This is a genomic window from Flavonifractor sp. DFI.6.63 (assembly GCF_024462255.1).
Classification (GTDB): domain Bacteria; phylum Bacillota; class Clostridia; order Oscillospirales; family Oscillospiraceae; genus Lawsonibacter_A; species Lawsonibacter_A hominis.
Window position 1 is genome coordinate 1 of record NZ_JANGBE010000008.1, and the last position, 25,717, is coordinate 25,717.

Annotated in this window: 23 protein-coding genes and 3 pseudogenes; 21 read left to right on the forward strand and 5 right to left on the reverse strand. The window is 56.4% G+C overall.

What is annotated here, in order from left to right:
- Positions 1 to 162: 162 nt before the first annotated feature.
- The 4 genes from malQ to NE547_RS05995 form a co-directional block, all read right to left on the reverse strand.
- The gene (malQ, locus tag NE547_RS05980) at positions 163 to 1,647 is read right to left on the reverse strand and encodes a 4-alpha-glucanotransferase (RefSeq protein WP_186907077.1); all 1,485 of its coding nucleotides are present in this window, start codon (positions 1,645 to 1,647) and stop codon (positions 163 to 165) included.
- 182 nt (positions 1,648 to 1,829) lie between these two features.
- Positions 1,830 to 2,348 (reverse strand): DUF4358 domain-containing protein, encoded by a 519-nt coding sequence (locus tag NE547_RS05985; RefSeq protein WP_186907078.1) that lies wholly within the window; start codon positions 2,346 to 2,348, stop codon positions 1,830 to 1,832.
- 4 nt (positions 2,349 to 2,352) lie between these two features.
- Positions 2,353 to 4,845, reverse strand: coding sequence for an ATP-dependent Clp protease ATP-binding subunit (locus tag NE547_RS05990; RefSeq protein WP_186907079.1), 2,493 nt, complete (start codon positions 4,843 to 4,845; stop codon positions 2,353 to 2,355).
- A gap of 4 nt (positions 4,846 to 4,849) precedes the next feature.
- Complete coding sequence (locus NE547_RS05995) at positions 4,850 to 5,032, reverse strand: hypothetical protein (RefSeq protein WP_186907080.1); 183 nt, start codon at positions 5,030 to 5,032, stop codon at positions 4,850 to 4,852.
- Between the two features lie 129 nt (positions 5,033 to 5,161).
- Between NE547_RS05995 and NE547_RS06000 the strand changes: the two genes are divergently transcribed.
- The 5 genes from NE547_RS06000 (at position 5,162) to NE547_RS06020 (ending at position 7,596) form a co-directional block, all read left to right on the forward strand.
- Positions 5,162 to 5,332 carry a DUF362 domain-containing protein gene (locus NE547_RS06000; protein ID WP_186907081.1) on the forward strand — a complete coding sequence of 57 codons (171 nt, stop codon included), beginning with the start codon at positions 5,162 to 5,164 and terminating at the stop codon, positions 5,330 to 5,332.
- Positions 5,333 to 5,499: 167 nt separating this feature from the next.
- Positions 5,500 to 5,691, forward strand: a complete 192-nt coding sequence (locus tag NE547_RS06005; RefSeq protein WP_186907082.1) for a hypothetical protein — start codon at positions 5,500 to 5,502, stop codon at positions 5,689 to 5,691.
- Positions 5,692 to 6,063 (forward strand): hypothetical protein, encoded by a 372-nt coding sequence (locus tag NE547_RS06010; RefSeq protein WP_256175002.1) that lies wholly within the window; start codon positions 5,692 to 5,694, stop codon positions 6,061 to 6,063.
- Positions 6,064 to 6,662: 599 nt separating this feature from the next.
- Positions 6,663 to 7,172 carry a ferritin gene (locus NE547_RS06015; RefSeq protein ID WP_186907084.1) on the forward strand — a complete coding sequence of 170 codons (510 nt, stop codon included), beginning with the start codon at positions 6,663 to 6,665 and terminating at the stop codon, positions 7,170 to 7,172.
- 49 nt (positions 7,173 to 7,221) lie between these two features.
- Positions 7,222 to 7,596: a desulfoferrodoxin family protein gene (locus tag NE547_RS06020; RefSeq protein WP_186907085.1), complete on the forward strand. Its 375-nt coding sequence runs from the start codon at positions 7,222 to 7,224 to the stop codon at positions 7,594 to 7,596.
- A gap of 42 nt (positions 7,597 to 7,638) precedes the next feature.
- Here the strand turns inward: NE547_RS06020 and NE547_RS06025 are convergent, their stop codons facing one another.
- Positions 7,639 to 8,316 (reverse strand): Crp/Fnr family transcriptional regulator, encoded by a 678-nt coding sequence (locus NE547_RS06025; RefSeq protein ID WP_186907086.1) that lies wholly within the window; start codon positions 8,314 to 8,316, stop codon positions 7,639 to 7,641.
- 156 nt (positions 8,317 to 8,472) lie between these two features.
- On the opposite strand from NE547_RS06025, the gene hcp reads away from it, so the two are divergent.
- From hcp to NE547_RS06105, 16 genes and pseudogenes are all read left to right on the forward strand, one after another.
- Complete coding sequence (gene hcp / locus NE547_RS06030; RefSeq protein ID WP_256175003.1) at positions 8,473 to 10,107, forward strand: hydroxylamine reductase; 1,635 nt, start codon at positions 8,473 to 8,475, stop codon at positions 10,105 to 10,107.
- Positions 10,108 to 10,769: 662 nt separating this feature from the next.
- Positions 10,770 to 11,669: a DUF6017 domain-containing protein gene (locus NE547_RS06035; protein WP_256175004.1), complete on the forward strand. Its 900-nt coding sequence runs from the start codon at positions 10,770 to 10,772 to the stop codon at positions 11,667 to 11,669.
- A gap of 5 nt (positions 11,670 to 11,674) precedes the next feature.
- Positions 11,675 to 12,166 (forward strand): PcfB family protein, encoded by a 492-nt coding sequence (locus NE547_RS06040; RefSeq protein WP_256175005.1) that lies wholly within the window; start codon positions 11,675 to 11,677, stop codon positions 12,164 to 12,166.
- Positions 12,163 to 12,459, forward strand: a pseudogene (locus tag NE547_RS06045) (recombinase); the annotation flags it as partial. The gene NE547_RS06040 and the pseudogene NE547_RS06045, both read left to right, overlap by 4 nt.
- A 32-nt stretch (positions 12,460 to 12,491) precedes the next feature.
- Entirely contained in the window at positions 12,492 to 14,366 is a 1,875-nt protein-coding gene (locus tag NE547_RS06050) for a recombinase family protein (RefSeq protein WP_256175007.1), read from the forward strand.
- Complete coding sequence (locus NE547_RS06055; protein ID WP_370866822.1) at positions 14,293 to 14,700, forward strand: hypothetical protein; 408 nt, start codon at positions 14,293 to 14,295, stop codon at positions 14,698 to 14,700. The genes NE547_RS06050 and NE547_RS06055 overlap by 74 nt, the downstream gene beginning before the upstream one ends.
- Before the next feature lie 246 nt (positions 14,701 to 14,946).
- A complete protein-coding gene (locus NE547_RS06060) occupies positions 14,947 to 16,848 on the forward strand; it encodes an AAA family ATPase (protein ID WP_256175060.1) in 1,902 nt (633 codons plus the stop codon).
- 85 nt (positions 16,849 to 16,933) lie between these two features.
- A pseudogene (locus tag NE547_RS06065) lies at positions 16,934 to 18,517 on the forward strand (VirD4-like conjugal transfer protein, CD1115 family); the annotation flags it as partial.
- A gap of 3 nt (positions 18,518 to 18,520) precedes the next feature.
- A pseudogene (locus tag NE547_RS06070) lies at positions 18,521 to 18,649 on the forward strand (Maff2 family mobile element protein); the annotation flags it as partial.
- 652 nt (positions 18,650 to 19,301) lie between these two features.
- Positions 19,302 to 21,221: a tetracycline resistance ribosomal protection protein Tet(W) gene (tet(W), locus tag NE547_RS06075; protein WP_002586627.1), complete on the forward strand. Its 1,920-nt coding sequence runs from the start codon at positions 19,302 to 19,304 to the stop codon at positions 21,219 to 21,221.
- A 50-nt stretch (positions 21,222 to 21,271) separates the two neighbouring features.
- Complete coding sequence (locus NE547_RS06080; RefSeq protein ID WP_002586626.1) at positions 21,272 to 22,039, forward strand: class I SAM-dependent methyltransferase; 768 nt, start codon at positions 21,272 to 21,274, stop codon at positions 22,037 to 22,039.
- Positions 22,040 to 22,210: 171 nt separating this feature from the next.
- A complete protein-coding gene (locus tag NE547_RS06085; RefSeq protein WP_256175008.1) occupies positions 22,211 to 22,618 on the forward strand; it encodes a sigma-70 family RNA polymerase sigma factor in 408 nt (135 codons plus the stop codon).
- Positions 22,611 to 22,823 (forward strand): helix-turn-helix domain-containing protein, encoded by a 213-nt coding sequence (locus NE547_RS06090; protein WP_002586615.1) that lies wholly within the window; start codon positions 22,611 to 22,613, stop codon positions 22,821 to 22,823. Before NE547_RS06085 ends, NE547_RS06090 begins: the two co-directional genes overlap by 8 nt.
- A 497-nt stretch (positions 22,824 to 23,320) precedes the next feature.
- Complete coding sequence (locus NE547_RS06095; protein ID WP_002596229.1) at positions 23,321 to 23,719, forward strand: plasmid mobilization relaxosome protein MobC; 399 nt, start codon at positions 23,321 to 23,323, stop codon at positions 23,717 to 23,719.
- The gene (locus NE547_RS06100; protein WP_002596230.1) at positions 23,691 to 25,316 is read left to right on the forward strand and encodes a relaxase/mobilization nuclease domain-containing protein; all 1,626 of its coding nucleotides are present in this window, start codon (positions 23,691 to 23,693) and stop codon (positions 25,314 to 25,316) included. Before NE547_RS06095 ends, NE547_RS06100 begins: the two co-directional genes overlap by 29 nt.
- Complete coding sequence (locus tag NE547_RS06105; protein WP_002596231.1) at positions 25,306 to 25,692, forward strand: cysteine-rich VLP domain-containing protein; 387 nt, start codon at positions 25,306 to 25,308, stop codon at positions 25,690 to 25,692. Before NE547_RS06100 ends, NE547_RS06105 begins: the two co-directional genes overlap by 11 nt.
- The last annotated feature ends 25 nt before the right edge of the window (positions 25,693 to 25,717 follow it).

Here is a 25,717-nt window from a genome sequence, read left to right on the forward strand (position 1 = left end):
CCCTTAAGGGGCAGCCCGTGAAAGAAATGCGGTCGGCAAACCTTTCGGGGCCCCTTAAGGGGCTTCGTCCGTATCATGCCCTTCTAGGGCTTACTCAAGCCTCCGGCTTTGCCGGAGGTTTTGACTCTCCCGTTTCCGAAAGGCGGAAGGGCCGCACGGCGCTTAAGCGCGCCGGTAGGTCCGGGTGATGTGCCGGAGCCGTTGGGCCACGTCGTCATTGAGCGCGGCCTGACGTACCCGCCAACTCCAGTTCTGGGGCCCGGAGGTGCCGGGCGCGTTCATACGCGCGTCCCCGCCCAGTCCCAGCAGGTCCTGCATGGGGGCGATGGCCAGGCGGCAGGGGGTCATCCAGGCCCCGCACACCGCGCCCCAGCCGAAGCCCTCGTCGGAGCGCAGGCGCAGGTAGTCGGAGGCAAAGGCCCGCTGCGCCGGACTGGCTTCGTCGAAAAGCCACTGCACGAAGGTAGGGGTATCGTGGGTGCCGGTGTAGGCCACGGCATTGACCGGACAGTTATGGGGCAGGTAAGCGCTCTCGCCTTCGGGGTCGAACGCATAGAGCAGGATCTTCATGCCGGGCAGGCCGCTTTCAGCGATGAAATCCCGGGCGGCATCGTCCAGGTCGCCCAGATCTTCCGCGATGAGCGACAGGCCTTCGATCGGCCGGAGCGCCTCCAGCAGAGCCGCGCCGGGGCCGGGCTCCCAGTGGCCGGTACGGGCGTCCTGCGAACCGGAGGGAATGGACCAGTAGGTGTGAAAGGCGCGGAAGTGGTCGATCCGCACCACGTCGTACAGACGGGCCATATGGGCGCAGCGGCGTTTCCACCAGGCAAATCCGGTGCGCCTGTGGTAGTCCCAGTCATACAGCGGATTGCCCCAGTGCTGGCCCAGTTCGGAGAACGCGTCGGGGGGCACCCCGGCTTCCGCGGAGAGCGTCAGATCCTCATCCAGCTGGAACAGGCGCGGCTCGCCCCACACCTCGGCGCTGTCCGGAGAGACGTAGATGGGCAGATCTCCGATGATGGATACGCTTTTTTGATGGGCATAGCTCCGCAGGGCCTCCCATTGCCGGAAGAAAAGCAGCTGCAAAAAGGCGTGGAACGCGGCGTCGTCCGCCAGCAGAGCGCGGCAGCGCTCCATGGCCTCCGGTTCCCGGCGGCGGACATCCCGGGGCCAGTCTTTCAGTTCCGCGCCGCCGAAGTGGTCCCGCAGAGCCATAAACAGGGCAAAATCAGGCAGCCAGCCGCACTCCTGCGTCAGAAAATCCTGAAGAGGGGCGGCATACCGCGTTCGGGCCCGGTCCCACGCCTTCCGCAGCAGGGGCGGGCGGCTGTCGTGGAGCCAGGCGTAGTCCGCCCGGTCGGGACTGCCGGGGTAGCGGGCGCACGCCAATTCCGCGCGGGTGAGCAGGCCCTCCTGCGCCAACGCCTCCAGGTCCAGAAACAGGGGATTGCCCGCGAAGGAAGAGGGAGACATATAGGGGGAATCCCCTCCCCCGGGGGGCACCAGGGGAAGGATCTGCCAGTAGCGCTGGCCGGCCTGGGCAAGAAAATCGATCAGGCGCCGTGCGGACTCGCCCAGAGTGCCGATGCCGTAAGGGCCCGGCAGGGCCGAGACCGGAAGCAGGATGCCGCTGGAACGCCGTTGCATGGGAAGACCTCCATTCGGTAAATAACATCTCCCACATTATAATGCCTACCAAACCAAGCCGCAAGCCATACCTGAGCGGATATGCGGAAAAATGGCCCGGGTGGGCGCCGGCGTCCCGGCCTGCGCGGAATATGTGCAGGGGGCGCATGGCGCTTTGCCATGCGCCCCCTGCCTGTGGAGCGTTACTGTCCCTGTTCGATGGTGTCGCGGATGGAGTCGAAAACGGCATCCTGCCCCTCGCACATGACCATGAGGACGGTACCGTCGTCCAGCGTCTCCAGCCGGGTGTTGACGGCGTTTTCGTACTCCACCTCCAGATACTGCCGGAAGCTCTCCTTCTGGTTTTCCACATAATCGTTCAAGGCCTCCAGCACATCGTCGTCCTTTCCGGCGGCGGGCAGGACGGCCGCAATGGCGTAAGCACGCACATTGACTGGAGAGACCGACAGGGCGTAGGAGGTCATATCCTCCTCGGACAGACCCAGCAGCAGAAAGATCAGGGATGCCTGCTCGTCGTCGGCGGAGGTGATGATCCCCATATAGTCGTTGGTTTCGGAATCCCGGGCGTTCTCAATGGCAGTCTTATAGAGCTGGGTGCGCGCTTGCGCGGTCAAAGGCTCTTTCTGGGCCGGACTTTTACAGCCGCCCAGGGCGCAGAGCAGCGTCAGGGCGGACAGCGTGAGGGCAAAGATGCGTCTCATGGCGTTAAATCTCCATTTCCTTGGTATTGAGCGCCTGCTGCGCGGCAGGCACGGGGGTAAGGGAAAGCGCGGCGTCCTGCACGTGGAGCAGGGCGGCGCAGCCCCGTGTCAGCGCTCCGCTGAGCAAAAGCTCGGCGCAGATATCCTCCACCTGGGTCCGGATGGCCCGGCGCAGGGGCCGGGCGCCGTAGTCCGGGTCGAAGCCGGAACGGGCCAGGGCGTCCACCGCCTCGTCGGTATAGCGCAGCTCCACCCCGAGGGCCTCCAGCCGCCGGGCCACCTGCTCCAGCAGCCGCCGGGCGATGGCGCGGATTTCCTCCCGGCCCAGCTGGGTAAAGACGATCGTCTCATCCAGACGGTTGAGAAATTCCGGACGGAAGACCTTTTTCAGATCCTCCAGCACCGCCGCGCGCAGCTCGGACTGGGGGCGGGTCTCGTCCCCGCGGCGCTCCTGAAGGGCAAAGCCCAGGCGGCTGCCCTTGGAGGTGATGCGCCCGGCGCCCACATTGGAGGTGAGCACGATGACGGTGTTGCGAAAGTCCGCCTTGCGCCCCTGGGCGTCGGTGGCCACGCCGTCCTCCATGATCTGGAGCAGGATCCCCCAGATGTCCGGGTGGGCCTTTTCGATCTCGTCGAAGAGCACCACGGAGTAGGGCCGCCTGCGGACCCGTTCGGTGAGCTGTCCGCCCTCCTCGTGTCCCACGTAGCCGGGGGGCGAGCCGATGAGCCGGGAGACCGTATGCTTTTCCATATACTCCGACATGTCAAAACGCAAAAGGGCTTCCTCGCTGCCGAAAAGCGCCTCGGCCAGGGCCTTGCACAGCTCGGTTTTGCCTACGCCGGTGGGGCCCAGAAAGAGGAAGCACCCGGTAGGCCGGCCCGGCTCCTTCAGGCCGACCCGGCCCCGGCGCACCGCCCGGGCAACGGCCCGGACGGCCTCCTCCTGCCCCACCAGGCGCTGGTGGAGCACTTCCTCCAGACGCAGCAGCCGCTGGCTCTCCGCCTCGGTGAGGGTGGTGACGGGCACGCCCGTCCAGCCGGACACCACCGCCGCCACATCCTCAGCGGTGACGCACCCGGCGTGCTGGCCGGAGCGCCATACGGTCTGCTGCGCCTCCAGCTCCCGGCGGAAGTCGCCCTCCGCGTCCCGCAGCATGGCGGCCTTCTCAAAATCCTGATTCCGGATGGCCTCCTCCTTCTCCCGGCGGGCGGCGGACACCTTCTCCTCCAGGGCGCGCAGGTCGGGCGGCGCGCCCAGCCGTTCCATCCGCACCCGGCTGGCCGCCTCATCGATCAGGTCGATGGCCTTGTCGGGCAGCCGCCGGTCGCAGATGTACCGGGTGGAGAGGGAGATGGCCGCGTCGATCGCCTCATTGGTGATGGTCAGCTTATGGTGGGCTTCGTACCGGTCCCGCAGACCGTGGAGAATGGCGCGTGTGGTGTCCGGATCGGGCTCCTGGATGGTCACGGGCTGGAAGCGCCGCTCCAGGGCGGCGTCCTTTTCGATATACCGGCGGTACTCGTCGGTGGTGGTGGCGCCCACCACCTGGATCTCGCCCCGGCCCAGGGCCGGTTTGATGATGTTGGCCGCGTCAATGGCGCCCTCGGCGGACCCCGCGCCCACGATGGTGTGCAGCTCGTCGATGAACAGGATGATATCCCCCAGACGGCGCACCTCAGTCAGAATGTTCTTCACCCGCTCCTCAAATTCGCCCCGGTATTTGGTGCCTGCCACCATGGCGGACAGGTCCAGGGACAAAAGCCGCTTCCGGCGCAGCTCGTCCGGGACCTCTCCGGCGACCAGCCGCCGGGCCAGCCCCTCCGCCACGGCGGTCTTGCCAACGCCGGGCTCTCCGATCAGGGCGGGGTTGTTCTTCTGCCGGCGGGAGAGGATCTGGATGACCCGGTCGATCTCCTTGTCCCGCCCGACCACCGGGTCCAGCAGCGCGCTGGCGGCCATGCGGGTCAGGTCCCGGCAGAACTGCTCCAGCAGCTTGCTTTCCCCGGCGTAATCCCGTTCCGAGCGGGGCTTTCCGCCGCTGCGGTACGGGGGCGGCGCCTCGCCGCCCATGGCCGCGGTCACATCGCCCAAAAGCCGGCGGGGCTCCAGCCCGGCTCCGCTCAGTACCCGCACCGCCACGCCGTCCCCTTCCCGGAGGATACCAAGCAGCAGGTGCTCCGTGCCTACATAGTGATGGCCCAGGCGGGCTGCCTCCGCCAGAGAGATTTCAATGATTTTTTTGCACCGGGGCGTGAGTCCCTGCGAGGGCAGCGCCCCAGGCGCGCCCACGCCCACCGTGCGCGCGATGGCGGCGCGCAGCGTCTCCGGCTCCAGTCCTGCGCTCTGGAGCACCCGGGCCGCCACGCCCCGCCCCTCCCGGGACAGGCCCAGCAGCAGATGCTCGCTGCCCACATAGCCGTGGCCCAGTTCGGCCGAACACTCCTGGGCCAGACGGAGCGCCGTCTGGGCCCGTTCGGTAAATCTGGTCTCGTTCAAGGGATCACCTCGCCTCTTTCTCAGCCAAAACAGGAACCTGTGCTTTCGTTTGACGGGCTTCATCTGCGCTCCCACGCCCCTTCTCTTTCGTGTTGCGGAGGTGCTCGGCACTGTGCGGCGCGCCCTCCAATGCCGGGGTCAGGCTCCCGGCGGCCTCCATTCGGAAGCGGTCCTGCTTACGTTCCATTCCGCAGCCTCCTTGTCCCCTATTTTTTCCCGCTGTATGAAAATATACCCGGCCTGACTGCAAATTAGCATTGCAATTTCAAAAAGTTGTGGTAAAATGGCTTTAGTTTTATGTAGGAGGTGTATCCCCATGGCCTATGTTATCAGCAGTGACTGCGTGAGCTGCGGCGCTTGCGAGGGCGCCTGCCCCGTGTCCGCTATCTCCCAGGGCGATGAGCACTACGAGATCGACGCCGGTACCTGCATCGATTGCGGCACCTGCGCCGATACCTGCCCCACCGGCGCGATCTCTCAGGGTTGAGCGGGTACTTAAGGTAAAAAAACAGCGGCGCGCCGTACGGTGCGCCGCTGTTTTTCCGGTTGCAAAGCAGGGGGAGAGCTGGTACAATAGAGGCCGGGCAATAGCCCTGTTATGTTCTGTCCGCGCGGTATGCGCCGCGCAATTTCTCGGAAAGTGGCGGTGAGCGTATGTCGGCAGAGATTTCCATCGGGGTCCTGTTTGTGGTAATGGGGCTGGTGTTCGTGCTGATCCCGCTGGAGCACCTGAAAAAGGCGTTCCCCCGGATGCGGTCCAGCTATACCACCAAGTTGGGCGGCGCCGCTCTTTTGATCGCGGGCCTGGGGCTGATCATCAGCCGCCTGACCGCGCTGTACGGATAAATGGAGACGAAGCATTGGCGCAGCGGCGAGGGCCGCTGGGCGCTGGAGGCTTGGGCCGTGCATACCGGCGGAGGGATCGCCGTGTACCTGGGCGGAGGCGAAACGCCCCATGTGGGCTGTAGCGTCCTGGCCGAACCGCGGGCCAGCCTGACCGGGGCGGGGCGGTCCTGTACGCTGAGTATGCTCAACCGGCTGGGGCATAAGGACGATCAGTTTGCTCAGGAGTTGGCCCGCCGTCTTTGCGTGGGGACGGGGGAGCCCGTCAGTGTCGCCGCCGGCGTCCATGTGGAAGGGGCCGGGGGGGAAGACCTGCTTCGTCTCCAGGAACAGTTTTATGCCCTTTGTGCGCAAATCGAGGCGGATTTTTCGTGAAATCCATCCGCGGTCCCGCTCAGACAGCCGGACAGGCGTAAGATCCCGTCCGACGGATTCTTGTTTTTAAGTCCATCGGAAAGCCGCACCGGCGCTGGCGTCCGGTATGGCTCAGACTGTCGAAAAACCCTCCTGGAGAAGGGCCTCGCAGAGTTGAGTCGTCCGCAGACGACGGAAGGAAAGGAAGCTCCGTCATTTTCGGCGACAGGTGCGTCGGAAATGACACCTCGCATGACGGACAGGGCGACTTTTCTGCAAGAATCGAGCCCTGTCCGTCATGCATTCCGCTGTCGGAAAAGGCCAAAGGCCTTTTTCGACAAGCTGAGCCGCACCGGCGCTGGCGTCCGGCACGGCTTTTTTCAAGTACCGAAGAGATGCCCCAAACGCCGGCGGAGCGGGACATATGAAAATGTTGGAGAAATTTGCCGCAGGAAGTTGACAAAATGTTCCAATAGTGGTATGTTTAAGTGGGCCGCGGCAGAGGATGCGGAGGCCCAGGCCGATCAGGAAAGCAGCAGAAACCCGTATTGAGGGGAGGCGCATGCGGCAGGCAGACAGTGTTCCGCAGCGATCCGATCGTGCGAAAAGGGGGATACGATATGCAAAAAAATGTCGCAAGCATGCTCAACGAACAAGTCAACAAGGAATTTTACTCCGCCTATCTGTATCTGAGCTTTGCAAACTATTTTGTTGAACAGGGGCTCAACGGCTTTGCAAACTGGTATCAGGTGCAGGCGCAGGAGGAGCGGGATCATGCCATGCTGTTTGTCAAGTACCTGCAGAACAATGATGAGCCGGTCGTGTACGAGGCCATTTCCAAGCCCGACGGCACATGGACGCAGAGCCTAGAGGTGCTCGAAGCGGGTCTGGCCCATGAAAAGTATGTGACAGGTTCCATCCACGAGATCTATCACGCCGCTGCGGAAGAGAAGGACTACCGCACGATCCAGTTTCTGGACTGGTTCGTCAAAGAGCAGGGCGAGGAAGAGACCAACGCTGCCGATCTGATCAAAAAAATGACGCTGTTTGGAAGCGATGCGAAGGGGCTCTATCTGCTCGATCAGGAATTGGCAACGCGGGTCTACGCGGCGCCTTCGCTCGTCCTGTAGTCAAAAGGGAATACGGCGCGGCCGCCTGCGCTTGAAAGGAAGGTTTTCCATGAAATTTTATGAATGCAGCCATTGCCATAACATCATCGCCTATGTCAAGAACTCCGGGGTACCTGTGATTTGCTGCGGCGAGCCCATGAAGGAGCTGGTCCCCAACACCACGGATGCCGCCAATGAAAAGCACGTCCCGGTGGTGAAGGTGGAGGGGACGAAGGTCACCGTTACGGTGGGTTCCGTGGAGCACCCCATGCTGGACGAGCACTACATCATGTGGATCGCGCTGGAGACCAAGCAGGGCAATCAGCGCAAAGAGCTGCGTCCGGGCGCCAGACCGGTTGCGGAGTTCAGGATCTGCGAGGACGACGAAGTGGTCGCCGCCTATGAATACTGCAATCTGCACGGCCTTTGGAAGGCGGAGGCGTAAAAAGCGGCGGTCCCGTTGGGCATTTTTGCAGGCCCGGCGGGTTCAGCCGTAAAACGCGCGCTTGTCCCCTGAGAGCCGAAAGCGATTCTTCTCGACTTCGAGCAGCCCCTCCCGCTGCATCTTTCCCAGTTCGTTGGAGAGCGCGCTCCGGTCCACGCTGAGGTAGTCGGCAAGCTGCTGGCGGTTAAACGGAATCGTAAAGTCGCGGCGGCCCTGGCGGACGGCCTGAAACGACAGATAAGACAGCAGCCGTCCGCGGATGGATTTGGAAGATGTATGAAAAATGCGGCGGGATAAATTGAGATTCTTTTGGGCCGAGATGGTCAGCAGATTGCGGATGAGCTTGCCGTGATGCTCGCAGGCATGCGGGCAGATGCGGAGCAGGCGGCTGACGTTCATAAAGAGGATATCGGAGGCTTCTGCTGCCACAACGCTGACCATCAGCGCCTCTCCGGAAACACAGGCGTAGGTCTCCGCAAAGACTTGGCCCGGGCCGATGCGGTCGAGAATGCTTTTGTTGCCCCAGAGGTCGTCGTTTTCGATCGATACGCTGCCCGAAAGCACCATTCCGAGCGATGTGACGCTATCACCGGCGTGATAGATCACATCGCTCTTTTGATAGTGTTTTTTCTCTGCCTGGAGGCATTCCAGTATGGACTGCACCTCCTGCGGCGTGGTCCCCCGGAACAAAAGGGTCTTTGATAAGAACAAAACGTCCATCTTTTTTCACTCCTGTTGTTAAAACAACATACTTGTCGCTGAGACTATATTATAGTAAGCCCAGAAAGTCAAGGCCCGAGCAACAGGTCGCAAGCGCGGCAGAAAAAAACGGTTCGAACGATCTGTTTTCTGGTTCAGATGCAAGGAGGAAATTAGATGGAAAACAAAATGTTCTGCTATCAGTGTCAGGAGACTGCGGGCTGTTCCGGATGCACGCAGTCCGGCGTGTGCGGCAAGAAGCCTGATGTAGCGGCTGCGCAGGATCTGCTGGTCTACGTGACCCGCGGCCTCTCGGCCGTTACCACCGCGCTGCGCGCCGCGGGAAAGCCGGTTGCCCCGGAGATCAATCATCTTGTCACGTTGAATCTGTTTACGACCATTACCAATGCAAATTTTGACAAGGAAGCGATCGTGGCCCGCATCCATATGACGCTGGACGCCAAGCGGGACCTTCTTTCCCAACTCGACGGCACCGGCACGCTTCCGGAGGCGGCTGTCTGGGACGGAGTGGAAGCTGATTTTATGGCCAGGGCCGCCGAAGTGGGCGTGCTGGCCACGGAACATGAGGACATCCGTTCCCTGCGGGAGCTCATTACGTACGGCCTGAAGGGCCTGTCCGCCTATTCCAAGCACGCCAATGCCCTGCTTCAGGAGGACGGCGAGGTGGACGCCTTCCTGCAGCGCGCGCTGGCCGCCACGCTGGACGACAGCCTTACGGTGGGCGAGCTGGTGGAACTGGCCCTGGAGACGGGGCGATACGGCGTGGCCGGCATGGCGCTGCTGGACCGGGCCAACACCGGGCGTTATGGCGCCCCTGAGATTACGCGGGTTTCGATCGGTGTGGGCAAAAACCCCGGCATTCTGGTCTCCGGGCACGACCTGCGGGACTTGGAGATGCTCTTGGAGCAGACGCAGGGGACCGGCGTGGATGTGTATACCCATTCTGAAATGCTGCCGGCCCACTACTATCCGGCCTTCAAGAAGTATGCCCACTTCGTGGGCAACTATGGCAATGCCTGGTGGAAGCAGAAGGAAGAATTCGAGTCCTTCAACGGCCCCATCCTGATGACCACCAACTGTATCGTTCCCCCGAAGGAGAGCTACCGGGAACGCCTGTACACCACCGGGGCGGCGGGCTATCCAGGCTGTAAGCATATCTCGGGCGGAATCGGGGAGGAGAAGGATTTTTCCGAGCTGATCGAACATGCCAAACGCTGTGCGCCGCCCATCGGGCTTGAAACCGGCGAGATCGTCGGCGGCTTTGCCCACAATCAGGTCCTGGCCCTGGCGGATCAGATCGTAGATGCCGTGAAGTCCGGCGCCATCCGGAAATTCGTAATCATGGCCGGCTGCGACGGCCGCGCCAAGAGCCGCAGTTACTACACCGATTTTGCCAAGGCGCTGCCCGGAGATGCCGTCATCCTCACCGCGGGCTGCGCCAAGTACAAATACAACAAACTGAATCTGGGCGACATCGGGGGGATCCCCCGGGTGCTGGACGCGGGGCAGTGCAACGATTCCTACTCGCTGGCGGTCATCGCGCTGAAGCTCAAGGAAGTATTCGGCCTGGAGGATATCAATGACCTGCCGATCGTCTATAATATCGCCTGGTATGAGCAAAAGGCGGTCATCGTACTGCTGGCCCTGCTGTATCTTGGCGTAAAGAAGATCCATCTTGGCCCCACGCTGCCTGCATTTCTCAGTCCGAATGTGACCCAGGTGCTGGTGGAGCGCTTCGGTATCGCCGGCATCGGCACGGTGGAAGACGACTTGAAGCAGTTTTTTGAATAACGACAGGGCCGTGGGATAATGTTGCCCCACGGCCCTCCGCCTGTCGAAAAGTTTTATACGATGGAAGAAAGACGTCTTCTTGCACAAAAAGAAGCCGGCGGCAGGGCTTGTGAGCCAGCTCCGCATCAAGAGGCGCCGGGTTCTACGCTCCCAATAGGCCGCTGGGATATTTCCTTGCTTTTTAGCGGCGCGAGATCCCGACGCGGTGACGCGGCGTCTTTTTGCCGCAGAGTTGATAAAGGGAGAGCTGCGCCGGGCAGATTCACTTTGCCGGAATAGTTCCATCACGCTCAGGTGGGGCGGTTAACGAAAATAAAACCAAAGCAAAAGGACATCCGTTCGGATGTCCTTTTGCTTTGGTGCGAGTGGTGATACAGAACTTTTTGAAAAAGCCAGTAATATCAACGATTTTCAAGGCGGACGAGTAGCAAATAACTTGTATATATCCCCTTTTCGGGCGACTGTTTTTAAGACAGTCGCCCTTTTTCTATACCTAAATTCAAGTGTTGTGATTAGGGTGTGAAAGCCTCTGTTTTTTCCTCTCTGACCGCCGCAAGCAGGCGGGCATGGATGTTTTCCTATGGATCACATCCGAGAGGCAAACCGGAGGCTTTTTTCATCGAAATCAACACTTTTCATTTTCAGAGGAAGGAGGTGCGAAGATGGCTGTATTCCGTATCGAAAAGACCAGGGATTACACGGTGATGTCCAACCACCACCTGCGGGACAGGTCGCTCTCGCTGAAAGCGAAGGGCCTTCTCTCCCTCATGCTCTCCTTGCCGGAGGAATGGGACTATACCACCAAGGGGCTGGCTCGGATCTGCAAAGATGGCGTTGACAGCATCTGCGCCGGGGTGCGGGAGCTGGAGGAACACGGCTATGTGATCCGCCAGCGGGTCCGCAACACAAACGGTCAGCTCGGCGCCATCGAGTACACGATCCTGGAGCAGCCCAGACCGCCGGAACCTAAACCGGGAAAACCTGAACGGGAAAATCCAGTCTTGGATAATCCAGAACAGGCTTACCCTGTCTTGGGAGACCCTGAACAGGAAAACCCCGCACAATTAAATACTAAAGAATCAAGTAAAGATAAATCAAAAAAAGATTTATCAAGTACGGAAGGATCAAATCCTATCCTATCAAGCCCCCAAACCCCCAGGGGCTCGGATAGGGCCGGACGGGATTTGATGCGGGAGCGAGAGAGCTATCGGGCATTGATCTTAGAGAACATCGAATATGACGTTCTCTCGCAGAACGTGCAGCTTGACAAGGACCGACTGGACGAGCTGGTGGAGCTTATGGTGGATACCGTCTGTTCCAACCGGGAGATGATCCGCGTGGCCGGGGACGACTACCCGGCAGAGGTCGTCCGATCGCGGTTCCTGAAGCTGAACGCCTCGCACATCGAGTATGTCCTTGACCGGATGCGGGAGAACACCACCTATGTCCGCAACATCAAGAAATATCTGCTGGCGGCGCTGTATAACGCCCCGGTCACGATGGATAGCTATTACACATCCCTTGTCAGCCACGACCTGTACGGCAGCGGAGATCGGAGGTGAACGCCTTGCAGGAAGAAATCACGCAGAAAACCCTTGCGCTATGTGTGGAGGCCAGCAAAATGACCGCACAGCTCTTGCAGCAGGCCATGAAGAAGGTGCTGGCAGACATGGAGAAGCACAAGAAAAATCCCCAGCTCCGGCACGGCAAGCAGACGCTCCGGCAGCTTATGAAACACAACACCGGCGTTTCCAACATCGAGATCACGAATCAGAACATCCGGGCCTTTTCTTCCACGGCGAAGAAGTACGGCCTGGATTTTGCTTTGAAGAAAGACACCTCCGGGGAGCATACCCGTTACCTGGTGTTCTTCAAGGGCCGGGATGCCGATGTCATTACGGCGGCCTTCCGGGAGTTTTCCGCTAAAAACCTGAGCCGCGAGAAAGCAACTTCCATCCGGCGCAAGCTGGAAAAGGCGCAGGATCAGTCCAAAACACAGCACAAGGAGCAGGAGCGCGGCGAAAAGGTCAAGACCAGAGAACGGAGCGTGGAGCGATGAAGGACAAACTCAAAAAATATCTTCTGCCAAACCTGCCGTATCTGTTCTTTGTGTATCTCTTTGATAAGCTCTGCCAGGCGGTGCGGCTGACGCCGGGGCTTGACGTCTCGGAAAAGCTGCTGCATATCGGGCAGGGCTTTCAGACCGCCTTTGCCAGCTCCGCGCCCAGCTTTCATGTGCTGGATATCTGCGTCGGCATCCTCGGCGCAGTCCTCGTCCGGCTGGCGGTGTATGTCAAGGGCAAGAACGCGAAGAAGTACCGCAAGGGTATCGAATACGGCTCTGCCCGCTGGAGTGCATAATTTTAAGTGTAAATGACACATACATGGACGCACAGGAGGTTATGCACATGACTGATTATAGTAAAATTACAGCCCTTTACTCCCGCCTTTCTGTGGGCGACGAGGACAGGGACGGCGGCGAGAGCAACAGCATACAGAACCAAAAAATATTTTTGGAGAACTATGCCAAAGGGCAGCACCTAACCAATATCCGGCACTACATTGACGATGACGAAAGCGGCAGGTTTTTTGACCGTTCCGCCTACTCCCGCATGATGGACGATGTGGAAAACGGGAAAATCGGTGTCTGCATTATGAAAGACCTTACCCGCTGGGGGCGTGACTATCTCCAAGTCGGCAACGCGATGGAGATATTCAGACGGAACAATGTGCGCTTTATCGCGGTCAACAACGGCATTGACAGCGAGAAGCCCGACACATTGGAGTTTGCGCCCTTTATCAATATCATGTCGGAGTGGTACGCAAAGGACATCAGCAAGAAAGTGAAAACAGGCATTAAGACCAAAGGCATGAGTGGAAAGCCGATTGTCACCGAAGCCCCTTACGGCTATGTCAAAGACCCGGACAACAAGGATTTCTGGATAATCGACGAGGAAGCCGCCGAGGTTGTCCGTTTGATTTTCCGTCTGTTTATCGGCGGGAAAAACCGCAACCAAATCGCCGTACATCTGACACAGGAGCAAATCCCAACCCCCACTTTCTACATGAAAGACCGCGGGCGGGGAACCTGTAAAAATAAGACGCTCAACGAGGATAACCGCTGCAAGTGGAACAAAGCCACCTTGACCAATATCCTCACACGGCAGGAGTATTGCGGCGATGTGGTCAACTTCAAGACTACAAAGCATTTCCGGGATAAACATAACCACTATGTAGACCGGAGCCAATGGCACATCACAGAAAATGTGCATGAGCCGATTATCAGCCGCAGTGATTTTGAAACCGTACAGCGGATTTTGGAAAACGCACCCGTCAAACGCCCCAACGGGGACGGGGAAATCCACCCTCTGTCCGGCTTGATTTTCTGTAAAGACTGCGGCGCAAAAATGCACATTCGTATAGATTATCGGAATGGCGGCAAGCGTCATGTTGCCTATTGCAGCGAGTACCACAAGGGAAAAGCCAAGAACCCCAAATGCCATTCCCCGCACATCATGGACGCGGACTTGCTCATGCAGACCGTCGCGGAAGTGCTGAAGAAAATCGAGGACTATTCTATCAGCAACCGGGCGGAGTTTGAAGCCTTAGTGAAAAAGAACCTTGCCATGCAGCAGACCGACCAGACCAAGAAGCAGCAGAAGCGTATTCCGCAAATCACGACGCGCCTTGAACAGATTGACAAGGTGCTGAACAAGCTCTATGAGGACAACGCCCTCGGCACGATCCCGCAAGACCGCTATGAGCAGATGTCGCAGAAGTATTCGGAAGAATACTACTCACTGAAAGCCGAGCTTGAACAGCTTAGGGAGCAGCTATCCGCTTATGAGAACGCGGGAGGACGGGCGCAGAAGTTTTTGAAGCTGACGGAACGCCATGCCGCCTTTACCGACCTTACCCCCGCCATTCTCAACGAGTTTATCAGCCGGATTGAAGTGCATGAGCGCGACCAGAAAAGGGCGAGATACGCAATTCAGCACATCAGCATATATTTCAACTATATCGGCAAGTTTGAGAACGAGGTGACGCAGCTTGCAGAGCCGACGGAGCAGGAAATCCGACAAATGCGGGAGGAAATCGAAGAAGCCAAAAAGGAAAAGAGCCGCGCCTATCATCGGCAGTATTCAAGGGAGTACCGGGCGCGAAACCTTGAAAAGCAGCGGGAGTATGACCGTATCAAGGCGCGGGAATACCGGGCAAGGAGAAAGGCGCAGGCTGCCGCCGCACAGTCCACACAGTAAAACAGAACAGCTGAAAAAGCTGCAAAACGGCTGGACAAACAAGCGCGACAAGTACGAGGAAGCCCACCGCGCCGAGCTGACCCTATGGAACGCAGCAAGCCGCTATCTCCATGCAAATCTGCCGAAAGGAACAAAGACCTTGCCTATTGCGGAATGGGAACAGGAATATGCTGACCTCAAAACACAGAGGGACAGCGATTATACCAAACTGAAAGAGACCCGCGCCGAGGTTGCCGAGCTTCAGAAGATACGCAAATGCGTGGATATTGCACTCCGCGCCGACCAACCGGAACAGACACAGAACCGCACCAAGCTGCACGAACAGGAGCGATAAAGAAAAGGACGGGCAAGCTGTTTTACTTGTCCGTCCTCTGTACTATTGGATGGATAAAAGGTAACTCATTTCTTTTTGAATTTTGTTACAATCTTATTTACCCATATATCTGCAATTATATCACCTATGGTTGCAAGGAAATCAACTATTAAATCAATCATAAGATCACCTCTTAAATCCAACTTGCTAACCCCATTATATTTGAAATCTGTGAACAATTCAACCACAGAAAGAGAGGTATTAACCATGTATTACACTCAAGAACAAATAGACCGCGCCAACCAAGCCGACCTTGTTTCTTTCCTGCAATCACAGGGCGAGCAGCTTACCCGCGCCGGACAGGAATACCGCTGGAAACGGCACGACAGCTTGACCGTCCGGGGAAACAAATGGTACAGGCACAGCCAGAGCAAAGGCGGCGGCCCCGTTGATTTTGTCATGGAGTTTTTCGGCAAGAGCTTTACCGAATCCGTGGAACTTCTCACAGGCGAAAAAGGAGCCGCCCCGCCGCCGGACAGACCAAGCCCCGCGTCCTTTTCTGACTTCCGACTGCCGCCCCGTAGCCCCGACAACCGAACAGCGAGGAACTACCTCACAGCCGCTCGCCGCATTGATGAAGATGTGACGGGCTTTTTCTTTTCTGCCGGGGATATTTACGAGGAAGCCGCCCGCCATAACGCCGTATTCGTAGGGCGGGACGAGGACGGAGTACCACGCTACGCCCACCAGCGCGGCACAGCCGGGAACTTCCGGCTTGATGTGAAAGGCAGCGACAAAGCCTTTAACTTCTGCTACCGGGGCGAGGGCGAAAGGCTTTTTGCCTTTGAAGCCCCGATAGATTTACTTTCTTTCCTCTGCCTGTTCAAAAAGGATTGGCAGAAGCAAAGCTACCTGTCATTGGGCGGCGTGGGAGAAAAAGCCCTGCTCCGCTTTCTCTCTGACCGTCCGAACATCAAGACCGTTTTTCTCTGCCTTGACAACGACAACGCCGGAAACGATGCTTGCAGCCGCCTTGCGGAGCTTGTGCCGGAGGGCTTGACCGTCCACCGCCTTGTGCCGCTTTACAAGGACTGGAACGAGGTACAGACGCGCCGGGGAGAAATCACAGACGGGAAATATCTCCGCGAAGCGGTCTATGGACTGAAAGAGCCGCCACAGGTGGAAACCGTCGAGATTATCCGCATGAGCGAGGTTGACACGCAAGCCGTTGAATGGCTATGGGAGCCGTATATTCCATTCGGCAAGGTTACAATCGTACAGGGCAACCCCGGCGAGGGCAAGACCACCTTTGCCTTGCGCCTTGCCGCCGCCTGCACCACCGGGAGGACGCTGCCGAACATGAAGCCCCTACCGCCTTTCAATGTGATTTATCAGACAGCGGAGGACGGTTTGGGCGATACGGTCAAGCCCCGGCTAATGGAAGCCGCCGCAGACCTTGACCGGGTACTTGTGATTGACGAAGCGAAGCAGGAACTATCCCTATCCGACGAGCGCATAGAGCGAGCTATCCGGCAGACCGGGGCGCGGCTGATTATCCTTGACCCCATACAGGCGTACATGGGAGAAAAAGCGGATATGAACCGCGCCAATGAAGTGCGCCCTATCTTTCGCCGCCTTGTCGAAGTTGCCGAGCGTACCGGGTGCGCCGTTATCCTTATCGGGCATTTGAACAAAGCGGCGGGCGGTCAATCAGCCTATCGCGGTTTAGGTTCTATCGACTTCCGGGCGGCGGCGCGGAGCGTCTTACTCATTGGGCGCGTGAAGCGCGAGCCGAATGTGCGCGTAGTCATTCACGACAAATCTTCCCTTGCGCCGGAGGGGAAGCCCGTAGCCTTTTGCCTTGACCCGGAAGCGGGCTTTGAATGGATAGGCGAATACGACATCACCGCCGACGAGCTGCTGTCCGGCGCGGGCGGCAACAACGCCACCAAAACCGAACAGGCTGAAAGGCTGATACTTGACCTGCTTGCAGACGGGAAAGAGCTTGCCAGCGAGGACATTGTAAAAGCCGCAGCCGAAGCCGGAATATCCGAAAGGACGGTACAGAACGCCAAGCGCAACATGGGCGGCATTTTAGACGCAAGGCGTGTCGGCGGTCAATGGTACAACTTCATCAAGAAGAAGCAGCCCCCCGAACCCGCAAGCTGAAAGTGCAAAGCGCAGACCCTTTGCACTTTGCACTTTCGCACTTTCACGATAATTTGCGTCAATAACTCAAAAAAGCACTTGACAAAACGCTTCATGGGGCACGGCGGCGGATATCGCACCCTACATAGACCCTGTTTCCGATTGGAACATCCCGCTGACCCGGACAGAAAGCCTCACCATGACCAGCCGCCCGAAGCAGCCAAAGTATGCGAGAAACAAAAATATTCTCGTCATCGGCGGCTCCGGCAGCGGCAAGACGCGGTTCTTTGTCAAACCGTCCATCATGCAGATGCACAGCTCCTATGTCATCACCGATCCAAAGGGGCAGCTTTTGACGGAAACAGGAAAAATGCTCCTGCACGGCGCACCGAAGCTGGACGAGAACGGAAAGCCGGTGCGGGACAGTCGCGGCAAGGTCATCTATGAGCCCTACCGTATCAAGGTCCTGAACACCATCAATTTTTCAAAAAGCATGAAATATAACCCGCTGGCCTATGTGCGCTCCGAGAAAGATTTCCTCAAACTGGTCAATGTCATCATTGCCAACACGAAGGGCGACGGCGAAAAATCCTCCGAAGATTTTTGGGTCAAAGCCGAGCGGCTTTTATACTGCGCCCTGATCGGCTACATCTGGTACGAGGCGGAGCCGGAGGAACGGAACTTCATCACGCTTCTGGACCTGCTGAACGCCTGCGAAGCCAGAGAGGACGACGAAACCTATAAAAGCCCCGTGGATATCCTCTTTGACGATCTGGCGAAAAAGCAGCCGGAGCACTTCGCTGTCAAGCAATATGTCAAATTCAAAATGGCGGCGGGCAAAACGCTCAAGAGCATTTTGGTGAGCTGCGGTGCCCGCCTCGCCCCCTTCGATATCAAGGAGCTGCGGGACATTATGACGGAGGACGAATTAGAGCTGGACACAATGGGCGACCAGAAAACGGCGTTGTTCCTCATTATGAGCGATACGGATACCACCTTCAATTTCGTCATAGCCATGCTGCAAAGCCAGCTTTTCAACTTGCTCTGCGACAAGGCAGACGATTTCTATAACGGGCGGCTGCCTGTTCATGTGCGGTGCCTTTTGGACGAATTTGCCAACATCGGCCAGATACCAAACTTTGATAAGTTGATCGCCACCATCCGAAGCCGTGAGATATCGGCTTCTATTATTTTGCAGTCGCAAAGCCAGTTAAAGACCATCTACAAGGACGCGGCAGATACCATTGTCGGCAACTGTGACAGCACCTTGTTTTTGGGAGGCAAGGAGAAAGGGACGCTGAAAGAGATTTCGGAGCTGCTGGGCAAGGAGACCATCGACAGCCTGAGCCAGTCCGAAAATCGCGGCGCGCAGACTTCTCACGGCCTCAGTTATCAGAAATTAGGAAAGGAGTTGATGACCCAGGACGAAATTGCAGTCATGGACGGCGGCAAGTGTATTTTGCAGCTTCGGGGTGTGCGCCCGTTTTTCAGCGACAAGTTTGATATCACGAAGCACCCCCGCTACCAATACCTGTCCGACGCCGACAAGAGAAACGTCTTTGACGTAGAACGGTACATGAAACGCAGACCGGCCATTGTGAAGCCGGACGAGCCTTTCGATATGTACGAATTGAACGCATCCAATCTGGAACCCGACAACAACAATTCTACAAAACGAAAGGAAACATGATTTATGGAGTTCTTCAACAGTGCTATTGACGTATTGCAGACTCTCGTGATTGCCCTGGGCGGCGGCCTGTGCGTATGGGGCGGCATCAACCTTCTGGAAGGTTACGGCCAGGACAACCCTGCGGCCAATGCTCATGTACGGTAAGGAAGCAAGCAACCGAAAACAAGAGATAGACCGCCAGCACTACACTATTCCGAACCAAAGACCAAAAGATAAGCATTGTGGGAAAATCTAAACTTTTGGATTTTCCTACAATGCCAACTACGGCGGAATCCCTCCCACTCCTTATATCTTTCTGTATACATTGAATTTGTATTTAGTAAAATGCAGACAACACCACGGATCGGCTTTTGGTTGGACAATTCCAACCAAACACCACAGCAGACAGCAGAAAACATTCTGAACGCTAGGAAGCCGGTATGATTGTTACATATAAGGGGAAGAAAAATTTCTTTTAGGTACTTGCTTTCCTAAAACTGATGTGATACAATGATTTAATCCAGAAAAGGAGTAAAAAATATGCGGCAAGGTATTCTTAAATAAAACTATAATCAAATAGTGGGAACAAAGGATTATGATAGCTCCTTTTGTAGGGGCTTAGTTTTTTGTACCCAATTTAAGAATACTTTTGCCTTATCAATTTTGACATATCCCCAAAAACAGCAATCACAAACAGGTGTATGCTGTATATGTGTATGTCCGCAACTTATAATCCCCAGTGGTAAAAGTATTTTACTGCTGGGGATTTTTATGCCCTTTGGGGCTGTAAAGGGAGGACAATCACATGAAAATAATCAATATTGGAATTCTTGCCCATGTAGACGCTGGAAAGACGACCTTGACGGAGAGCCTGCTATATGCCAGCGGAGCCATTTCAGAACCGGGGAGCGTCGAAAAAGGGACAACGAGGACGGACACCATGTTTTTGGAGCGGCAGCGTGGGATTACCATTCAAGCGGCAGTCACTTCCTTCCAGTGGCACAGATGTAAAGTTAACATTGTGGATACGCCCGGCCACATGGATTTTTTGGCGGAGGTGTACCGCTCTTTGGCTGTTTTAGATGGGGCCATCTTGGTGATCTCCGCTAAAGATGGCGTGCAGGCCCAGACCCGTATTCTGTTCCATGCCCTGCGGAAAATGAACATTCCCACCGTTATCTTTATCAACAAGATCGACCAGGCTGGCGTTGATTTGCAGAGCGTGGTTCAGTCTGTTCGGGATAAGCTCTCCGCCGATATTATCATCAAGCAGACGGTGTCGCTGTCCCCGGAAATAGTCCTGGAGGAAAATACCGACATAGAAGCATGGGATGCGGTCATCGAAAATAACGATGAATTATTGGAAAAGTATATCGCAGGAGAACCAATCAGCCGGGAAAAACTTGCGCGGGAGGAACAGCAGCGGGTTCAAGACGCCTCCCTGTTCCCAGTCTATCATGGCAGCGCCAAAAATGGCCTTGGCATTCAACCGTTGATGGATGCGGTGACAGGGCTGTTCCAACCGATTGGGGAACAGGGGGGCGCCGCCCTATGCGGCAGCGTTTTCAAGGTTGAGTACACCGATTGCGGCCAGCGGCGTGTCTATCTACGGTTATACAGCGGAACGCTGCGCCTGCGGGATACGGTGGCCCTGGCCGGGAGAGAAAAGCTGAAAATCACAGAGATGCGTATTCCATCCAAAGGGGAAATTGTTCGGACAGACACCGCTTATCAGGGTGAAATTGTTATCCTTCCCAGCGACAGCGTGAGGTTAAACGATGTATTAGGGGACCAAACCCGGCTCCCTCGTAAAAGGTGGCGCGAGGACCCCCTCCCCATGCTGCGGACGACGATTGCGCCGAAAACGGCAGCGCAAAGAGAACGGCTGCTGGACGCTCTTACGCAACTTGCGGATACTGACCCGCTTTTGCGTTGCGAAGTGGATTCCATCACCCATGAGATCATTCTTTCTTTTTTGGGCCGGGTGCAGTTGGAGGTTGTTTCCGCTTTGCTGTCGGAAAAATACAAGCTTGAAACAGTGGTAAAGGAACCCTCCGTCATTTATATGGAGCGGCCGCTCAAAGCAGCCAGCCACACCATCCATATCGAGGTGCCGCCCAACCCGTTTTGGGCATCCATAGGACTGTCTGTTACACCACTCTCGCTTGGCTCCGGTGTACAATACGAGAGCCGGGTTTCGCTGGGATACTTGAACCAGAGTTTTCAAAACGCTGTCAGGGATGGTATCCGTTACGGGCTGGAGCAGGGCTTGTTCGGCTGGAACGTAACGGACTGTAAGATTTGCTTTGAATACGGGCTTTATTACAGTCCGGTCAGCACGCCGGCGGACTTCCGCTCATTGGCCCCGATTGTATTGGAACAGGCATTGAAGGAATCGGGGACGCAGCTGCTGGAACCTTATCTCTCCTTCATCCTCTATGCGCCCCAGGAATACCTTTCCAGGGCTTATCATGATGCACCGAAATACTGTGCCACCATCGAAACGGCCCAGGTAAAAAAGGATGAAGTTGTCTTTACTGGCGAGATTCCCGCCCGCTGTATACAGGCATACCGTACTGATCTGGCCTTTTACACCAACGGGCGGAGCGTATGCCTTACAGAGCTGAAAGGATATCAGGCCGCTGTCGGTCAGCCGGTCATCCAGCCCCGCCGTCCAAACAGCCGCCTGGACAAGGTGCGCCATATGTTTCAGAAGGTAATGTAAAGATACATAATCGTCAAGACGGCAACAATCAGAAGTTATGGAGGGTAACAATGGAATATAGTAAGGAAGATTTAATGGAAGCAAAAAAGCAAATTTGGGGAGTGGGAGAGAACATGGGAACAGAGGAAAGTAAAAAAATCTGGGAGGAGAACGCACAATTTTGGGATAATGCAATGGGTGACGAATCTAATGAATTTCACAGAGAGGTAGTGCGTCCCAAAGTAACGGAACTTCTATCTCCTAATCCTGCGGATTACATTTTGGATATTGCGTGTGGCAATGGAAATTATTCTTCGTATCTTGCACAAAGAGGCGCTTCGGTTGTCGCTTTTGATTACAGCAAAAAAATGATAGAATTGGCTAAAAGACGGCAATCACAATATGCAAAACAAATTGAATTTTGTGTGGCGGATGCGACCGATAGAAAAAGTATATTAGAATTAAAAAGAAATCGAGCCTTTACGAAAGCAGTTTCTAATATGGCAATTATGGATATTACGGATATTGAACCACTTCTTATGGCTGTTTATGAACTGTTGCAGGAAAGCGGAATTTTTGTCTTTGCAACGCAACACCCTTGTTTTGTCACGTTGACTGAAAAATATATGACACCGCACAGTTACTATGATATAGCGATTGAAGGGCAACCGAAAGAGCAGATTTATTATCATCGTTCCATACAAGATATTTTTAACCTTTGTTTTAGAGCTGGATTTGTCATTGATGGATTTTATGAAGAATGTTTTAAAACCAACAAAGAAATTCCTATGGTAATGATAGTAAGGCTTAAGAAGGTAAAACGTGATAGCTTAAAATAAATTCAAGTTTGTCGGGTAAATAGCAAACCCAGCCGAGCCAGTCAACGGTCAAGATGAACGGCGCATATGCGCAGCCGTTGACAGCCCCGCCCGCCTTTGCTGGTAGGCAATCAAGGGGCGACAGCAAGAAGTGCCACCGCCCCGCACTATTATTCAGAAAGGGGAATTTCCATGACCGACCAGATAGCCTATCAAGAATATATCCAGCGCAGGTACAACGCCTTTTGCAAGACTGTTATCCGCTGTGCCGCCTTGGACAAGATTTTGAAGCTTAAACGGCAATGGGAACGGCAAGTTTCCCTTGACTATCTGATGAACGAGAAGTTTGTCCAGTTTGCCGCGTCGGAGCCGGACGAGGAATACCCATTTACCGTCCTGCTCTGCAACGCCGCCCTTGCCGACGCGATCTCTGTTTTGCCGGAGCAGACGCGGGAAGAAATCCTGCGCTATTACTTTCTGCGCCAGCCGCAGCGCGTGATCGGCGCGTGTATTGGCCGGTCACGCAGCACAGCGGGGCGGCATATCCAGCTTGCCTTGCAGCGGCTACGCGAAGAAATGGGGGTGAGCCGGTATGAGTAGACTTCTCCCCTATGAAACAATCCTCAAAGCCCGTGAGGGCGACCCAGAAGCCGTGAACGCTGTCCTGCTCCACTACGCCGGATATATCCGCTATTTCTCAAAAGTGAACGGGCAGGTCAACGCCGAGGTGGAGGACTATGTAAAGCAGCGGTTAATTGACTGTCAATTCAAGTTCCGGCTTGACGAACCACCGGACAAGTCATAAAAACTGAATACCAGCCGCCACCGACGCGGCCAGCGAAAGCAGTAAGTCTTGAAAAAGATTTACTGCTTTTTTTGTTGTCCGGCTCCGCTCCCGGCCATTTTGCCCCCTGCCGGTTGTAGTAGTAAGCGAGGAGGGAATTTTTCTGCCCTGGTGTTTGGCATTTGGAGCATTTACCCGTAGTAGAGGGCAAAGAGAAAGGATTTCTCCAACACCGGGTAGAAACCACTGCGTCCGGTGTCATTTTAGCGAAAGCGGGCAGGAATGCCCTTTACAGGATTAGTAGTAGCAGAAAAAGAGAAACAAACTTTTGTGGTTGCAGTTTTCCAAAAAAGTGGCGGACGGAAGTGAGAGAAAGTTTGCAGTCACGGAGAGCAAGTTTCTACCACGGTGCCAAAATCCGCAATTCTGCAGTTTTGCCCCTCGCGGGAAACTTGTTGGGGAGTGCCTTCCCCAAACCCTGCTCATGCGCCCTTACGGGCGAGAAAGGAGGTCACACCATGCGAAAGAAATACAACACGCCCCACCGCAGCCGCGTTGTGAAAACCCGGCTGTCCGAAGATGAGTATGCCGACTTCACAGCGCGGCTTGCGCCCTATGGTATCAGCCAGTCCGAATTTCTCCGGCAGGCGATACGGCGGGCGACCATACGCCCGGTTGTCCATGTGTCGTCGGTCAATGACGAGTTGCTTTCCGCTGTCGGGAAGCTGACAGCCGAGTACGGCAGGATCGGCGGCAACCTCAATCAGATTGCCCGGTATCTGAACGAATACGGCGTACCCTACAACACCCTTTCCGGCGAGGTACGCGCCGCCATATCCGACCTTGCCGTCCTCAAGTATGAAGTCCTCAAGAAAGTAGGTGACGCGGTTGGCAACACTCAAGCATATCAACTCTAAAAACGCCGACTACGGAGCCGCCGAGCAATATCTTCTCTTTGAGCATGACGAGTTTACCATGAAGCCCGTCCTTGATGAAACCGGCAGGCTTATCCCCCGCGAGGACTACCGGCTGTCCACGCTGAACTGCGACGGGGAGGATTTTGCCGTTGCGTGTATGCGGGCCAATCTCCGCTATCAGAAAAACCAGCGGCGGGAAGATGTGAAAAGCCACCACTACATCATCAGCTTTGACCCGCGGGACGGGCCGGACAACGGCCTGACCGTAGACCGGGCGCAGGCGTTGGGGGAACAATTCTGTAAAGAGCATTTTCCCGGCCACCAGGCCCTTGTCTGCACCCACCCGGACGGGCATAACCACAGCGGCAACATTCATGTGCATATCGTCATAAACAGCCTGCGGATTGAGGAAGTGCCGTTCCTGCCCTACATGGACAGGCCGGCCGATACGAAAGTCGGCTGCAAGCACCGATGTACCGACGCTGCCCTGCGCTACTTCAAATCCGAAGTCATGGAGATGTGCCACCGGGAGGGGCTTTATCAAATCGACCTCTTGAACGGCAGCAAGAACCGCGTCACCGACCGGGAGTATTGGGCGCAGAAAAAGGGACAGGCCGCGCTGGACAAGCAGAACGCCCCCATGATTGCCGATAGTATCACGCCCCGGCAGACCAAGTTTGAAACGAACAAGGAGAAGCTGCGGCAGACCCTACGGAAAGCCCTTGCCACCGCCGCCAGCTTTGACGAGTTTTCCTCTCTGTTGCTGCAGGAGGGTGTGACCGTCAAGGAGAGCCGGGGGCGGCTTTCCTACCTCACGCCGGACAGGACAAAGCCAATTACCGCCCGGAAGCTGGGCGACGATTTTGACCGCGCCGCTGTCTTTGCCGTTTTAGAGCAAAACGCCGCCAGAGCAGCCGAAGCGCCAGCCAGATCCCCCGATCCCCCACGCACCATAAAAGACCGCTTGCAGGTTGCCAGAGCCGAGATAGCCGCCCCGAAACAGGACGGAGTGCAGCGGCTTGTGGACATTGAGCAGAAAATGGCCGAGGGCAAAGGCCGGGGCTATGAACGCTGGGCGAAGATACACAATCTGAAGCAGGCCGCCAAAACGCTGTCCGTCTACCAGCAATACGGCTTTACTTCCCCGGAGCAGTTAGAAGCCGCCGTTGACACCGCCTATCAGAAAATGCGCCAGACCAGCGGCGAACTGAAAGCACTGGAAACGAAGCTGCAAGGGAAAAAGAAGTTGCAGCGGCAGGTGTTGGCCTACGCCCAGACCAAGGCCGCCCGCGACGGGCTGCGGGCACAGAAATCCGAGAAAGCCCGCGCCGCATACCGGCAGGCCCATGAGAGCGATTTTATCATAGCCGACGCAGCAGCCCGGTATTTCAAGGCGCATGGCATTACCAAGCTGCCCGCCCGGAAAGCGTTGCAGGCCGAGATCGAGCAGCTTATCTCCGAGAAAGACGGCCTGTATAACACCTATCACGAACAGAAACAGCGGTTCAAGGAGTTGCAGACCGTCAAGCGGAACATCGACCAGATTTTGCGCCGGGACGAGCCGCACCGCAGAAAGGAGCAGAGCCATGAGCGATAACCTGCCCCACATGGACTACCGCCAGCACCGGCGGGCGCGGCGGCTGGTACATGAGTGCTGTAACTACGATGAGGGGAACTGCCTGCTATTGGACGACGGGGAGCCTTGCGTGTGCGTCCAGAGCATTTCCTTTTCCCTCATGTGCCACTGGTTCCGTGTGGCTGTCCTGCCCCTTGACGGGGAGCTGGCCGCAGCCCTCTTGTGCCGGGGAAGCCGGAAACGGTGTGCCGTCTGCGGGGCGGCCTTTGTCCCCAAATCCAACCGGGGAAAATACTGCCCCGACTGCGCCGGGCGCATGAAGAAAATCAAAGCCGCCGAGAGAAAGCGGAAACAAAGGCAGAGATGTCACGCTTTAGAGCCTTTCAAACCCGCATAAATCAAGGCTTTTTTCGTGGGTGTCA